Source organism: Pseudomonas sp. KCJK8993, assembly GCF_046230915.1.
GTDB classification, from domain to species: domain Bacteria; phylum Pseudomonadota; class Gammaproteobacteria; order Pseudomonadales; family Pseudomonadaceae; genus Aquipseudomonas; species Aquipseudomonas piscis.
On record NZ_JBJJLO010000042.1, the window covers coordinates 1 to 13,297 of the forward strand.

Consider the following 13,297-nt stretch of genomic DNA (forward strand, 5'->3'; position numbering starts at 1 on the left):
GCCCACCGGGACGTGCCGCGAGGGCACACAAACCGGCGCCAACGGCGGGGTCACAAGGGTCCCGGCGGCCCCGCGAGCCGCCAGGTACCCCTCGCCCATCAGCAGTGGGTGGGCCGCTTCCACGGTGCCACGCGCCAGGTTCAGTTCCGCCGCCAGGGCGCGCACCGCCGGTACGCGGTCTCCCGGACGCAGGCGGCCATCGGCGATGGACTCGCGAAACCGTTGATAAAGCTGGCGATAGATTGGCGCCGTCTGGCTGCGGTCCAGTTCGAATGCAAGCATCATGGCCTAGTCATTTATGCACTTTTTGGCTCTATAGCTTAAGCCATCGCCCTTCTAAGGTGGGTCATCTCTTTTCAGCGGATGACGGACATGTCCTACACCCTTCAACACCTCGATAGCGAGGCGGCCCTGGCGGCCAGTTTCGACTTGATGCGGGTCTTGCGCCCGCAGCTCAGCAGCCCGGCAGCCTATGTCGCCCAAGTGGCCCGACAAACCGAGCAGGGCTACCGCTTGCTCGCCGCGTGGGAGGCAGAGCACATCGTCGGCCTGGCGGGTTACCGCACGCTGGAAAACCTGCTCTACGGGCACTTCATCTACGTCGATGACCTGGTGGTGTGCCCACAGCTTCAGCGCAGCGGCGTGGGCGCCCGGCTGCTGAGCGCCGTGCGGGATGAAGCCGTGCAACGTCAATGCGAGCACGTGGTGCTGGATACCGGCCTGCACATGCCCCTGGCCCAGCGCTTCTATTTTCGCCAGGGCTTGCTGGCCCGCGGCATGCACTTCACCCAGCGCCTGCGCGGTGAGGAGCCGGCATGAACAACCTGCTGCTGATCAACGCCAGCCCCCACGGCCAGGTTTCCCACGGGCACCAGCTGGCCCTGGAACTGGCGAGCGCCCTGGGCCACCGCTATCCGCACCTCGAACTCGTCGAACGCGACCTGGCGGCGCAGCCGCTGCCACCCCTGGGCCCGGACTACGCCCACGCCCTGACCAGCCCCACGCCCTTCGACGCGCCGCTGTTCGAGGTGTCCGAACGGTTGATCGGCGAGTTGCAGCGCAGCGATGCCCTGGTCATTGCCACGCCCATGCACAACTTCACCCTGCCGGCCGCGCTCAAGCTCTGGGTCGATTATGTCCTGCGCATTCACCGCACCTTCAGCTCCGGCCCGGAGGGCAAGGTCGGCCTGCTCGAGGACCGCCCGGTGCAGGTGCTGGTGAGCTCCGGCGGCGTTCACCAGGGCGAGCGGGCACGCCAACCGGACTTCCTGACGCCGTACCTGCGCCATGTGCTCAACACCCTCGGCCTGTTCGACCTGCGGTTCACCTACCTCCAGGGCTTGGTGCTCGGAGACGACGCCGTGCGGCAGACCATCGAAGAAGCCCGCACTGCATTGTTCTCCAAGCCCCTGTTCAACCCTCTCGTGGGTGCTTGATCACTTTTTTCTCCATCGGAGTTTCAGCATGAGCCAACTCAGACTGCCCTTTGCCTCCCTGTCGCCTGCCGCCTATCAAGGCCTGCTCGCCACCAACACCGCGCTCGCCGCCAGCCCGATGGGCTTGCCCTTGCTGGAACTGGTGTACTTGCGCGTCTCGCAGATCAACGGCTGCTCGTTCTGCCTGGGCAAGCACTCGCAGACCCTGCGCGAGAATGGAGTGACGCAAGACAAGCTGGACTGCCTCGCCGGCTGGCGTGTCAGCGAACTGTTCGACGACCGCGAACGCGCCGCCCTGGCCTGGGCCGAAAGCCTCACCTACGTCCACGACAAAGGCGCGCCGGACGAACTGTACGAACCACTGAAAGCACACCTGAGCGACGTCGAGATCTCCGACCTGACGCTGGCCGTGTCCTTGATGAACGCCTTCAACCGGCTGGCGGTGGGGATGAAGCTCTAAGGGCGAGATCCCCCATGGGCCAGATCGCGAGGATTAGGCTGAACAACACGGCAGACGCCCTGGCGACTCCAGCCGAGCCGAGCACAACCTTCGACCGTGACGACAACAGCGTCACCTGGCTTTGGCTTGTGATCTTGATCCACCCGCCCCTTTAGACACGATGGCCGAACGCAGGTATTGAGCCGTGGGCAACCCGGCAGGACGCCGGGTTAGCCGCGCTGGGCCATGGATGGCCCATTGCGGCGGCCCACGGAGCAATACCGGAGAAAGGGCATGCCGAGCCTGGGCGAGGCACCGAGTGAGAGGGCAGAAGCCCTTTGGTTACTTTGGGCTGGGCCGGCATTCCGGCTTTTCCAAAGTGACCCGCAGTAAGAGCGGAACCGCCAGTGGCCGCACCCGCAGCAACGGATAGGCACACAGAACCGCGTGAAGTCAGGTGAAGAGCATCGCCAGGTTTGGCGAGGACTGCATCCTCGTGCGCAGCCTCGCTGCGCTCGACAGCGGCTACAGGCTAATGGGGCGGCTCTCCATAGGCAGCAGCGCTGCCTAGACCTTGAACCGCGCAACCAGTCGATTCAACTCCGTCGCCAGGTTGGCCATCTCCCCACAGGCACTGGCCGTCTGACTGGCCCCCGCCGAACTCTGGACCGACAGCTCACGGATGCTGGTCAGGTTCTGGTCGGCCTCGCGGGCCACTTGCGCCTGCTCTTCCGAGGCGGTGGCAATCAACAGGTTGCGTTCGTTGATCTGGGTAATGGCCTGGGCAATCTGCTTGAGCGACTGGTCGGCGTTCTGCGCCACCGAGATCGAGTTGTTGGCCATCTCGGCGCTGACGCTCATGGCGCTCACCGCCTGGGTCGAGTCGGCCTGGATCGCGCTGATCATCTGCTCGATCTCCTGGGTCGACTGCTGGGTCCGGTGGGCCAGCGCCCGCACCTCGTCGGCCACCACCGCAAAGCCACGGCCCTGCTCGCCGGCCCGCGCCGCTTCGATGGCGGCGTTGAGGGCCAGCAGGTTGGTCTGCTCGGCGATGGCGCGAATCACCTCCACCACCTTGCTGATGTCCTGGGCCCTGCTGGACAAGGCCTTGACCTGCTCGCCGGTGCTGGCGACGTTGCCGGCCAGGCCTTCGATGGCCTTGAGGGTCTGGGCCACGTTCTCGATGCCGGAGCGGGTGAACTCCAGCGACTCGCGGGAAGACTGCGCGGCGGCCTCGGCGTTGCGCGCCACTTCATCCACCGCAGCGCTCATCTGCGTCACGGCGGTGGCGGCCAGGCTGACTTCGTCGTTCTGCCGCACCAGCCCACGGCTGGCGTCTTCGGTCACCGCGGTCATTTCTTCCGAGGCCGAAGCCAGCTGCGTCGAGGAGTCGGCGATATGGGCGATGGTCTCCCGCAGGTTGGCCTGCATCTTCGCCAGTGCGGCCAACAGCCGGCCGGCTTCGTCGCCGCCGCTTACGCCGATGTCCCGGGACAGGTCGCTGCCGGCGATGCGTTCGGCCACCGCCAGGGCATCACCAATCGGCGCGGTGATGCTGCGGGTCAGCACCGCCGCCAGGGCGACGGTCAGCAGCACGGTGACCGCCAGCAAGCCGACCACCAGGCTGACGCCGCCGCTGTAGATCGAGGTCGCCCGTACCCCGGCGCCCTTGGCCCCCTCCTCATTGAAGTCCGAGAGCTTGTCCATCTTGTCCTGCAGGGAATTGGTCATGGGGCTGATGCGGGTGTTGATCAGGGTGATGGCCGCCGCGTTGTCGCCGCTGCGCAACAGCGGCTCCAGCTCGTCCAGCAGCTTGAAGTAGGCCTGCGCATCCCCAGCCACCGCCTGGTACAACTCCCGCTCCGCCGGGCCGGTGATCAGCGGCTCGTACTGGCTCAGGGTGTCCTGCAGGGTACTGCGATAACCACTCAACGCAGCGATGCGGGTCTGGCGCTGCTGCTCGTCGGTGGTCACGGTAATGCGCAGGCTTTCCAGGCGCAGGCGCAAGGTGCCGGCCTTCATCTTGCCGATTTCCCGGATGCTCGCCATCCAGTTGTTTTCCACATCCTGCTCGGACTCGCGCAGCTTGCCCATCTGCAACACCGCGACCACTCCCAGGGCAAAGACCACCAGGATAATGAGCGAGAAAAACACGGCAAACCTGGGAGCGAGGTTCATTGTCCTGACGTTCATTGGTGATCTCTCTTTATAGATAGAAGGCTGGCGGTTCGTGGTTGCACGCTGTCGGCGCCAGGGATCGGGACAGGGCACCGATGCCAGGTTGGGCCAAACAGCGATGGCTACAGGCGATTGCACTTTGTCATCACGATAGTTCCAGCCTTGTCACAAAACCATTTTGCTGGTGTGAAATTTTCGTGGGTTGAGGCCTGGAGCGTTCCAGGCACGGCAGCAGCCGCTCCGCCGGCTTTGGCTTTTGATCTTGATCCACTCGCCCCTTTAAACACGATGGCCGAACGCAGGTATTGAGCCGGGAGCGGCCGCCCACGGACCAACCGGAGAGAGGGCATGCCTCGCTATGCGAGGCACCGAGTGAGGGGGCAGAGCGTTTTGCTTACTTTTGTCTGGGCCGGTATTCCGGATTCTCAAACGTGAGCCGCTGCCAGAACGGAACCGCCAGTGGCCACACCCGCAGCAACGGACAGGCACACAGGACCGCATCAAGTCAGGTGAAAAGCATGGACAGGTTGGGCTGGGACAGGCTGGATCTCGACCTCACGCCCTACCCGGGCAAAACCGAAAGGGCCAACGTGGCCTTGCCGGGGCATGAGATCCAGCGCATCGACCGTTTTGGGAGCACGACATCAAGGGCCGCTCGAGCCCCCTGGCCGATGCCGCGCAGGAAAAAACCGGGCGCTGAACCATCACAGCGCCCCCGGCGCCTCAGCCCAGGCGCATGCTCAACTCGATATCATCGGCGAACGGCACGGACAGGTAGCCGTTCTCTGGCGCCCGGACATGGGCCAGGTACTCGGGGCAGTAGTCGGTGTTGTCCGCCAGCACCAGCGCGCCAGGCTTCAGGTGCGGTTCCACCAGGCCCAGGACCTCGCCATACAGCGCCTTGGCGCCATCGAGCAGGAGCAGGTCGACGCTGTCCGGAAGGTCGCGGGCCAAGGTCACCAGCGCGTCGCCCTGGCGAATCTGCACCAGGTCGCCGACGCCGGCCTCGAGCATGTGCTCGCGGGCCATGGCGACCTTCGAGGCTTCGAATTCGCTGCCGATCAATAGGCCGCCGCCGTTGTCGCGCAGGGCAGCCGCCAGGTGCAGGGTGGACAGGCCGAACGAGGTGCCGAATTCGACGATGTGCCTGGCCTTGGCATTGCGCGCCAGCAGGTACAGCAACTTGCCGGTATCCCGCGAGACCGGCAGCCACAGGTCCTTGAGCAGCCCGTAGAGCTTCAGGTAGTCGGTCTTGCTGTGCATCAGCCGTTCGCGTTCTTCCCGGGGCACGTCATCGAGGGCCGGGCTGGTGGCGGCATCGGCCAGGGTGTAGAGGCGTTCGATCAAGCCCGCCAAGGGCTCGCTGGTGAGGGTCGTCATGCTGGTCTTCCATCGGATGGGGCTAAGATGTTGAGTCACGACCATGATGGGAGCGATTCGGCCCATCCGCTATTCGCATTTCCAGGCACGTCCGAACTGTCCATGAACAAGCGCCAGAACCCCCGTATTTCCTCACGCAAACAGCCGCAACAGGCGCGCTCCACCGAGCTGGTAGCAGCGATTCTGCAGGCCGCCATTCAGGTTTTGACCCAACAGGGCGCCAAGCGCTTCACCACCGCGCGGGTCGCGGAAAAGGCCGGGGTGAGCATTGGTTCGCTGTACCAGTATTTTCCCAACAAGGCGGCGATCCTGTTCCGCCTGCAAAGCGATGAGTGGCTGCAAACCCGGCAGATGCTGAGCCGGATCCTCGACGACCCGGCACAACCGCCCCTGGCGCGCCTGCGCAGCCTGGTGCATGCCTTCATCCGCTCGGAGTGCGAGGAGGCGCCGTTGCGCAGTGCCTTGAACGAGGCCGCGCCGCTGTATCGCGACGCCCCCGAAGCGGGCGCCGCCCGTGCGGCGGGACGGCAGATTTTCACCGGCTTCATGCTCCAGCTGCTGCCCGATGCCAGCGAGGCGACCCGCGCCGCGGCCTGCGAGCTGATCCTCTGCACCCTCAGTTCGGTGGGCAAGGATTTCTCCAGCAAGCCCCACACGAAGAACGCCATGACCGAACGTGCCGACGGCCTGGCGGACATGTTCAGCGCCTACGTCCTGGCGCTCGCCCAACCCCGGCCGGCGTCCGCGCGCACTCTTGTCCACAGCTGAGGTTTTCAGGCTGCTTGCCTGCCACCGCCTCGGGCCCTCGACCTAGAGCCTTGGACATAAACATTCAAACATTGCCCGGCCAAGCTTCGTTGTGCCGACCTTTGCATCATTTTTATAGTGCGATCTGGCGGCTAAGCCTGCCCTTGCAATTGCTTCTTTAAGGAATGAAGTCCGGCCCTATAGAAGGATAAGCAGCCATGTACGCATACCCTGTGATCATGAACCTGGAAAACGGCCAGCCGCGGATCAGTTGCATCGACGTACCCGGCATGGCCTGTGTCGGCGAGACGCCGGAGCAAGCCATGGCCGATGCGGTGGTCGCCCTGGAGATGGCGCTGTCGTTGTATGTGCTGCAGCGGATGGCCATTCCGCTGCCCTCGCCCTGCCCTGCGGGGCAAAAGCTGGTGCGCCTGCCGGCGCTGAGCGTGGCCAAGGTGGCGCTGTGGAATGCCATGCTCAGGCAGCGGGTGAGCAAGGCGGAGCTGGCCAGGCGCCTGGGGGTGAACCGACCCCAGGTGGACCGGCTGGTGAACCTGCTGCACCGATCGAAGATCGAGAAGGTGGAGCAGGCGTTGCGCGTGCTGGGATGGCGGATCGAGCTAACGGTGGTAAAAAACGCCGTGTAGCCGCTGCCGCAGGCTGCGCACGGCCCGGCACGGGCCGCCAAATCGATAGCCACGGTGCTACTGCACCGGCAGGAAATTCATCAGCAACAGGCTTTGCGCATAGTTGAGCCCCACCCGCCGGTAACGCTCGTCGAGGATCTGCGTCAGCAGGTCCAGGCGCGCGACGATCTTGCCGAACTCCACGGCGAAACTCAGGTTGCTGCCCTCCTCCGAGATCTCGTTGGAGAACAGCAGCAATACCCCGCTGGCATCCTGGCGCTGGCCCAGCATCCAGGTGGCTTTCTCGATATTGCGCGCGGCGTTGCTGATGAATTGCGGGTCCAGGGTGTCGGTCATGTAGAACTCGGTGCGCCCACCGTGGGCGGTCACCAGCATGCTGCCGATGGCGTAGATGAAGGCACCGACCCGATCGCCCTGGAACTCCGGGCTCAGGGAATAGCTCAAGGCCGCCAGGTCCCGGCGATCGCCCAGGGCCGGCAACGGCTGGCGCTGTTCGATGGCATTGCGGATCGCCCGCTGCGCCGCGGTGCCATCGGCATACCCGGACTTGCGCCACTGGCTGGGGTTGCGCAGGTAGAGCTTGCCCATCAGCAGGTACAGGCTCTGCAGGTTGTCGCGCATGCCGATGGTGGCCATGCGATCGACGCTGGTCTGGAAGAACTCGTCGGCCTTGCCATTGCGAAACTGGTTGGCGATATCACGCCCCTGCTGCTGGGTGCAGCCAGTGGCGCCGAGCATCAGCAGGCCTGCCAATAACCAGGTGGGAAACGGGGTTTGCATCATGCAAGAAGAGGGAGCGTAGGCCATCGGCACCGGGTCGACATTCACGGGCTGCAGCGGGGATCGGCGCAGCCAGGCCTGCCCATAGAACGCAAAACGGTAAAAAAGTGCGATGGCCGTGGCCGGCCATCGCCAAATCGCCCGCGATCGAGCGCTAGAGCCGACTCGGTGAAACGATGATCTTGACGTTGTGCTCCTTGTTGTTGACCAGTTCCTCGAAGCCCTGGCCGACGATGTCCTCCAGCTGGATGCGCCCGGTCACCAGCGGCGTGATATCCAGGCGGCCATCGGCGATGAAGGCGATCACGTCGGCGAACTCGCCGTTGTAGGCCAGGGCTCCGAGCACCTGCTTCTCGGTGGCCACCAGTTCGAAGAAGTTGAACTCGCTGGGCTCTTCGAAGATCCCCACCAGCACGCACTTGCCGGCCTTGCGCACCAGGTCGATGGCCAGCTTGGCGGTGTGCTTGTTGCCGATGCACTCGAAGCTGACATCGGCCCCCAGGCCACCGGTCAGGCGCTTGACCTCGGCCAGGGCATCGCACGCCTTGGGATCGAGCACCAGGCTGGCGCCCACCTCCAGGGCCTTGGCCTTGCGCGCCCCGGACATTTCCAGGGCGATCACCTGGGCCGCTCCGGCAGCCTTGGCGCACATGATGGTGCACAGGCCGATGGTCCCGGCGCCGACCACCACCACGTTCTGCCCCAGCAGGCTGCCGGCCTTTTTCACCGCATGCATGCCCACCGCCAGCGGCTCGATCAGCGCCCCGGCCTCGGCGGGAAAGTTGGCCGGCAAGGCGTACAGCAGGTTGGCCGGCACGTTGACCAGTTCGGCGAAGGCGCCGTTGTTCATCAGCCCGGTGAAGGCCAGGTTCTCGCAGATGTTGTACAGCCCATGGGTGCAGTAATAACAGGTGCCGCAGTGCTGGCAGGCGTCCGCCGCCACGGCCTGGCCAACACTGAAGCCCTGGACCCCTTCGCCCAGGGCGACGATCTGGCCGCAGAACTCGTGGCCGAGGATGCACTGGCCCTTGATCCCGGTCAGCGGGTGCGGCGCGTCCACCGGCATGAACACCGGGCCTGCCACGTATTCGTGCAGGTCGGAACCGCAGATGCCGCACCAGTCGACGCGGATCTGCACCCAGCCGGCAGGCGGCGCCTCGGGCAGGGGCACGTCTTCGACGCGGATGTCGTGGCGGCCGTGCCAGACCGCGGCGCGCATGCTGGCAACAGGCTTGAGGGAAACGCTCATCGTGGCTTCTCCTGATTGTCGTAGAGCTGCGACGGCCCCCTGGCCGGCGCAGCGAACCTCAGTGCTGCTGGATGAAGTCGAGGATCAGGCGGTTGACCTGCTCCGCGCTTTCCATCTGCACCATGTGCCCCTGTCCCGGCAGCACCTCGATCTGCGCCTTGAGGCCGGCGCTGTGGCTCACCGGAATGATCCGGTCGTCGCTGCCCCAGATCACCAGCACCGGCCGCCCACCGTCCTGCACCACGGGGCGCAGGTCGGCCTGCTGGCGACCGTCGGCAAACAGCGTGCCCGCAAGCTGCCCGAGGGCCGTGTCCACGCCTTCCAGGCGCTTGAACTTGAGCATGTCGTCGAGCATCTGCCGATTCACCAGTTCCGCGTTGGAGAACAGCTGCACCAGCTGCGGCTTGAGGGCGTTGCGATTGCCGGCCTCGATAAAACCGCGCAGGTAATCGCCGTTGATGTCGGCCCCCAGCCCGGCGCTGCCGATCAGGCTCAGGGAACGCACCCGCTGCGGCGCCAGGCGCGCGGCGTTCAAGGCCACCGCGCCGCCCATGGAATGCCCCACCAGGTGCGCCTGGGCAACGTCCAGGTGATCCAGCAGCGCCAGCAGCACTTCGCTCAGCTCGTCCAGGTCGCCACGCTGCAAGGCCTTGGCCGACTCGCCGTGGCCCGGCAGGTCCAGGGCGATCACCCGGCGCCCGGCGGCCAGGGCTTCGTGGTTGAACAGCCAGTTGTTGAGGTCGCCGCCGAAACCGTGCACCAGCACCAGCGGCGTGCCGCCTTCACCGCGCTCGAAGTAACGAATCAGCCGGCCGCCGACTTCGGCCTTCTGCGGCGCCGGGCCGCTCTCTTCGGCGGCGCTGTCGCCGGGCACGAAGCTGGCCTGGAAGCGCTCGATCACCGCGTCGATCTCGGCGTCGCTGGCCTCGCCCTCCACCACGATGCCCAGCAGCGCGCCCACCGCCAGGGTCTGGTCCTGGCGCGCCACCTGCCGGCGCAGCACGCCGGAAAACGGCGCCTCGACACTGCTGGAGATCTTGTCGGTCTCCACATCCAGCACTTCGTCGCCCTTGCTGATGCGCTGGCCTTCTTCCTTGAGCCAGGCATCGACCCGGCCCTCGGTCATCGACAGGCCCCACTTGGGCATGGTCAGGGTATGGATCTGGCTCATCGGCGGCTCCACTCGATCACAGTGAGCACGGCGTTTTCGATCTTCGCCGCGTCGGGGATGTACAGGTCTTCCAGGGCGTCGGAGAACGGCACCGGGGTATGGGGCGCGGTGACCATCTCGATCGGCGCCTTGAGAGAGGCGAAGGCTTTTTGCGCCACCAGCGCCGAGATGTCGGTGGCCATGGAGCAACGTGGGTTGGCTTCGTCGATGACCACCAGGCGTCCGGTCTTCTCCACGCTTTCCAGGATGCTGTCCTCATCCAGCGGGCTGGTGGTGCGCAGGTCGATGACCTCGCAATCGATGCCCCGCCCGGCCAGGTTGCGGGCCGCGTCCAGCGCGGTGTTCACCGTGCGCCCGTAGGACACCAGGGTCACGTCCTTGCCGTCGCGCAGGAAGTTGGCCTCGCCGAAGGGAATCGCGTAGGACTCCTCCGGCACCTCGCCTTGCAGGCTGTAGAGCAGCTTGTGCTCGCAGAAGATCACCGGGTCGTTGTCGCGGATGGCCTGGATCAGCAAGCCCTTGGCGTCGTAGGGCGACGAGGGGCAGACCACCTTCAACCCGGGGATATGGGTCCATAGCGAGGTGAGCATCTGCGAATGCTGGGCCGCGGCGCGCAGGCCGGCGCCGACCATGGTGCGGATCACCAGCGGGGTCTGGGCCTTGCCGCCGAACATGTAGCGGAACTTGGCCGCCTGGTTGAGGATCTGGTCCAGGCAGCAGCCGGCGAAGTCGACGAACATCAACTCGCACACCGGACGCACGCCCCGGGTGGCCGCGCCCACGGCGGCGCCGACGTAGCCGATTTCCGACAATGGGGTATCCAGCACCCGCCCGGGGAATTGATGGTAGAGGCCCTTGGTCACCCCGAGCACGCCGCCCCAGGCGTCGTTGTCGCCGGGTGCGCCGGCACCGCCCGCCACGTCTTCGCCCATGATGAACACGCTGGGGTCGCGGCGCATTTCCTGGGCCAGGGCTTCGTTGATGGCCTGCTGGTAACTGATCTTTCTCGCCATGATGGTGGTCTCTTGTTGTTCTTGGAGAGGGTTTTAGAACCTGTTCACGATCTAGCGAGCGACGCTCAGGCAAGGCAAAAATGGCTGAGAAAGCGCAATTCAGGGCCCTAAATGAGCCATTTCGAAGCCATTTTTAACGCCGCATGAGCTAAGCGCAGCAGATCGTGGGCAGGTTCTTAGGGGTAGGCGACGTACACGTCGCTAAGCAGGTCCGCCGGGCTCGGCTTGGGATCGCTCTTGGCCTTGCGCACCGCGTCCTCGATCAGCGCTTGCACCTCGACATCGATGCCGTCCAGCTGGCTGGCCTGCACCAGGCCCGAGCGGGTGGTGCGCTGGCGAAACTGCATCAGGCAATCGTTGTGCTCGCGGTAATGCTTGACCTCGTCCGGGGCGCGGTAGGTCTGGGCATCGCCCTCGAAGTGGCCGTAGTAACGAGTCAGCTTGACCTCGATCAGCGACGGCCCCTCCCCGGCCCGGGCGCGCTCCACGGCGGCGCCGGCGGCTTCATGCACGGCGAAGAAATCGAAGCCGTCCACCGTCACCCCGGGCATGCCGAAACCCGCGGCACGGTCGGCGATGTGGTCGCAAGCCACCGACCAGTTCGAAGCGGTGGCCTCGGCATAGCCGTTGTTCTCGGCGATGAACAGGCACGGCAGGTTCCACACCGAGGCCATGTTCATGGCTTCGAACACCGCGCCCTCGTTGGAGCCGCCGTCGCCGAAGAACACCACCGACACGCCGTCGCTGCCTTGCAGCCGGGCCGCCAGGGCCGCGCCCACCACCAGCGGCGCCCCGGCACCGACGATGCCGTTGGCGCCGAGCATGCCTTTCTCGAAATCGGCGATGTGCATGGAGCCGCCCTTGCCCTGGCAGACCCCGGTCTTCTTGCCGTAGATCTCGGCCATCATCCCGTAGACGTCCACGCCCTTGGCGATGCAATGGCCGTGGCCACGGTGGTTGGAGGCGATGCAATCGTCATCGCGCAGGTGGGCCATGACCCCGGCGGCCGAGGCCTCCTCGCCGGCGTAGAGGTGGACGAAACCAGGGATCTCGCCCGTGGCGAACTCCACGTGCAGGCGCTCTTCGAAAGCGCGGATGGTGCGCATCACCCGATAGGCGTGCAGCAGTTGGTCAGCGTTCAGGGGTGTCGACATTTTTATTCTCCAGGGGTGTCTTCAGGCTGAAGGTTCATGGGGTGTTGCCGGTGGCTGCGGTCGATGGCCAGCAGGCGCTGGCGCGCCGCGTGTTCCAGGACCGCGTTGACGTCGATGCTCAGCGGGCCGCCGGCATCCAGGGTGACCGTGGGCCGGTCGCCGGGGTTGAACTCGATCTCGCGCTCGCCATCCAGGGCCAGGGTGCCGGCGCCCAGGCACAGGGGCTGGGGCTCACCGGGTGGCAGGTAGCCGGCCTCCAGCACCCCGCAACCTTGCAACAGCCCCGGGGCCAGGGGCACCAGCAGCGCCTCGGGCGAACCTGGTGCCAGGCGCATCCAGGCGCCGTGGGGCTGTTGCCGGGTCACCGGCAGCCACAGCCCGCAGAGCGCGGAAATACCGATGGACTGCGGCTCGGCGAAGGTCACGAAGACCTCGGCCAGGTCGCTGGCGCGGCTGATGGCCCGGGCCCCGATGAAGGCCAGGGGCGACACCGCCACGTCCACCAGGGCCACTTCGCAAAGCCCCCGGGAAGGCTCGCGCACCAGCAGCCGCTTGTTGCGCCGCAGGGCGATCTCGCCACTCACCCGGCCGCTGGCGTAGAGCCCGCCGGCCAGGCCGGCGCTGGTGGCTTCGCGCAGTTCCGGAAAGGCGTTGTTGGTGCCGGTGGACAGGGTCAGCAGCGGGATATCGCCGACCTCGGCCGCCACCGCCTTGTGGGTGCCGTCGCCACCGAGCACGGCGATCAGCGCCACCTCGCGCCCGGCCATCCAGCGCGCCGCCTGGCGGGTGTCCTCGACGCTCTGGCGCAGGGTCAGGTCGAGGAACTCCAGCTCCGGCCAGTGCTGCTCGCGGGCCTGGCGGCTGCGGCTGTTCTTCTGCACCGCGGCGACCATGCCGGTCATGTCGGTGGGCATCAGCACCCGCTCGATACCCGTGGCGCCGAAGGCCGCCAGCAGGCGCTGGATCACCCAGACCTTGTCGGTACTGGAGAACAGCCCGGCATTGGCGGTCAGGCGGCGCACATCGCGGCCCGAGGCGGGGTTGGCGATGATGCCGACGGTCAGGGGGCGGCGGCTCATGGGCTCACCGCGGGCGGAGCACAG

14 protein-coding genes and 1 pseudogene are annotated in these 13,297 nt (G+C 65.9%); 5 read left to right on the plus strand and 10 right to left on the minus strand.

The genetic code is table 11. The features are described from left to right. A partial coding sequence (locus ACK6AU_RS15330; RefSeq protein WP_409299846.1) for a GntR family transcriptional regulator occupies positions 1-285 on the minus strand: 285 nt, incomplete at its 3' end. Positions 286-372: 87 nt separating this feature from the next. Between ACK6AU_RS15330 and ACK6AU_RS15335 the strand changes: the two genes are divergently transcribed. From ACK6AU_RS15335 to ACK6AU_RS15345, 3 genes are read left to right on the plus strand one after another with little or no spacing between them, the layout of a single operon-like run. Then, the gene (locus ACK6AU_RS15335; protein WP_409299848.1) at positions 373-819 is read left to right on the plus strand and encodes a GNAT family N-acetyltransferase; all 447 of its coding nucleotides are present in this window, start codon (positions 373-375) and stop codon (positions 817-819) included. Continuing rightward, the gene (locus ACK6AU_RS15340; RefSeq protein WP_409299850.1) at positions 816-1,436 is read left to right on the plus strand and encodes an FMN-dependent NADH-azoreductase; all 621 of its coding nucleotides are present in this window, start codon (positions 816-818) and stop codon (positions 1,434-1,436) included. The genes ACK6AU_RS15335 and ACK6AU_RS15340 overlap by 4 nt, the downstream gene beginning before the upstream one ends. A 28-nt stretch (positions 1,437-1,464) precedes the next feature. Next, a complete protein-coding gene (locus ACK6AU_RS15345; protein ID WP_409299852.1) occupies positions 1,465-1,896 on the plus strand; it encodes a carboxymuconolactone decarboxylase family protein in 432 nt (143 codons plus the stop codon). Positions 1,897-2,442: 546 nt separating this feature from the next. On the opposite strand, the gene ACK6AU_RS15350 is transcribed toward ACK6AU_RS15345, so the two are convergent. The 3 genes and pseudogenes from ACK6AU_RS15350 to ACK6AU_RS15360 all read right to left on the minus strand — a co-directional run bounded on the left by ACK6AU_RS15350 (position 2,443) and on the right by ACK6AU_RS15360 (position 5,433). Then, positions 2,443-3,306, minus strand: coding sequence for a methyl-accepting chemotaxis protein (locus tag ACK6AU_RS15350; RefSeq protein WP_409299893.1), 864 nt, complete (start codon positions 3,304-3,306; stop codon positions 2,443-2,445). After that, a pseudogene (locus ACK6AU_RS15355) lies at positions 3,298-4,068 on the minus strand (MCP four helix bundle domain-containing protein); the annotation flags it as partial. The pseudogene ACK6AU_RS15355 and the gene ACK6AU_RS15350, both read right to left, overlap by 9 nt. Positions 4,069-4,776: 708 nt before the next feature. After that, entirely contained in the window at positions 4,777-5,433 is a 657-nt protein-coding gene (locus tag ACK6AU_RS15360) for an O-methyltransferase (protein WP_185701774.1), read from the minus strand. Between the two features lie 102 nt (positions 5,434-5,535). Between ACK6AU_RS15360 and ACK6AU_RS15365 the strand changes: the two genes are divergently transcribed. Together ACK6AU_RS15365 and ACK6AU_RS15370 are read left to right on the plus strand one after the other, a co-directional pair. Further along, complete coding sequence (locus ACK6AU_RS15365; protein WP_409299854.1) at positions 5,536-6,201, plus strand: TetR family transcriptional regulator; 666 nt, start codon at positions 5,536-5,538, stop codon at positions 6,199-6,201. Positions 6,202-6,398: 197 nt separating this feature from the next. Continuing rightward, positions 6,399-6,827, plus strand: a complete 429-nt coding sequence (locus ACK6AU_RS15370) for a type II toxin-antitoxin system HicB family antitoxin (protein WP_185701772.1) — start codon at positions 6,399-6,401, stop codon at positions 6,825-6,827. 57 nt (positions 6,828-6,884) lie between these two features. Here ACK6AU_RS15370 and ACK6AU_RS15375 read toward each other — a convergent pair whose 3' ends face one another. The 6 genes from ACK6AU_RS15375 to ACK6AU_RS15400 form a co-directional block, all read right to left on the minus strand. Next, complete coding sequence (locus ACK6AU_RS15375) at positions 6,885-7,610, minus strand: hypothetical protein (RefSeq protein WP_409299895.1); 726 nt, start codon at positions 7,608-7,610, stop codon at positions 6,885-6,887. 151 nt (positions 7,611-7,761) lie between these two features. Continuing rightward, the gene (locus tag ACK6AU_RS15380) at positions 7,762-8,826 is read right to left on the minus strand and encodes a 2,3-butanediol dehydrogenase (protein WP_409299897.1); all 1,065 of its coding nucleotides are present in this window, start codon (positions 8,824-8,826) and stop codon (positions 7,762-7,764) included. 88 nt (positions 8,827-8,914) lie between these two features. Continuing rightward, a complete protein-coding gene (locus ACK6AU_RS15385; RefSeq protein ID WP_409299856.1) occupies positions 8,915-10,027 on the minus strand; it encodes an acetoin dehydrogenase dihydrolipoyllysine-residue acetyltransferase subunit in 1,113 nt (370 codons plus the stop codon). Further along, a complete protein-coding gene (locus tag ACK6AU_RS15390; protein WP_185701769.1) occupies positions 10,024-11,040 on the minus strand; it encodes an alpha-ketoacid dehydrogenase subunit beta in 1,017 nt (338 codons plus the stop codon). Before ACK6AU_RS15390 ends, ACK6AU_RS15385 begins: the two co-directional genes overlap by 4 nt. Before the next feature lie 176 nt (positions 11,041-11,216). Beyond that, a complete protein-coding gene (locus ACK6AU_RS15395) occupies positions 11,217-12,194 on the minus strand; it encodes a thiamine pyrophosphate-dependent dehydrogenase E1 component subunit alpha (protein ID WP_185701768.1) in 978 nt (325 codons plus the stop codon). A 2-nt stretch (positions 12,195-12,196) separates the two neighbouring features. Then, on the minus strand, positions 12,197-13,273 hold the full coding sequence (locus ACK6AU_RS15400; protein WP_409299859.1) for an ATP-NAD kinase family protein: 1,077 nt from the start codon (positions 13,271-13,273) through the stop codon (positions 12,197-12,199). Positions 13,274-13,297 lie beyond the last annotated feature (24 nt).

Coding starts and splice junctions, on each gene's coding strand:
- ACK6AU_RS15335 (WP_409299848.1), top strand. CDS start 373: ATGTCCTACACCCTTCAACACCTCGATAGCGAGGCGGCCCTGGCGGCC.
- ACK6AU_RS15340 (WP_409299850.1), top strand. CDS start 816: ATGAACAACCTGCTGCTGATCAACGCCAGCCCCCACGGCCAGGTTTCC.
- ACK6AU_RS15345 (WP_409299852.1), top strand. CDS start 1,465: ATGAGCCAACTCAGACTGCCCTTTGCCTCCCTGTCGCCTGCCGCCTAT.
- ACK6AU_RS15350 (WP_409299893.1), bottom strand. CDS start 3,306: ATGCAGGCCAACCTGCGGGAGACCATCGCCCATATCGCCGACTCCTCG.
- ACK6AU_RS15360 (WP_185701774.1), bottom strand. CDS start 5,433: ATGACGACCCTCACCAGCGAGCCCTTGGCGGGCTTGATCGAACGCCTC.
- ACK6AU_RS15365 (WP_409299854.1), top strand. CDS start 5,536: ATGAACAAGCGCCAGAACCCCCGTATTTCCTCACGCAAACAGCCGCAA.
- ACK6AU_RS15370 (WP_185701772.1), top strand. CDS start 6,399: ATGTACGCATACCCTGTGATCATGAACCTGGAAAACGGCCAGCCGCGG.
- ACK6AU_RS15375 (WP_409299895.1), bottom strand. CDS start 7,610: ATGATGCAAACCCCGTTTCCCACCTGGTTATTGGCAGGCCTGCTGATG.
- ACK6AU_RS15380 (WP_409299897.1), bottom strand. CDS start 8,826: ATGCGCGCCGCGGTCTGGCACGGCCGCCACGACATCCGCGTCGAAGAC.
- ACK6AU_RS15385 (WP_409299856.1), bottom strand. CDS start 10,027: ATGAGCCAGATCCATACCCTGACCATGCCCAAGTGGGGCCTGTCGATG.
- ACK6AU_RS15390 (WP_185701769.1), bottom strand. CDS start 11,040: ATGGCGAGAAAGATCAGTTACCAGCAGGCCATCAACGAAGCCCTGGCC.
- ACK6AU_RS15395 (WP_185701768.1), bottom strand. CDS start 12,194: ATGTCGACACCCCTGAACGCTGACCAACTGCTGCACGCCTATCGGGTG.
- ACK6AU_RS15400 (WP_409299859.1), bottom strand. CDS start 13,273: ATGAGCCGCCGCCCCCTGACCGTCGGCATCATCGCCAACCCCGCCTCG.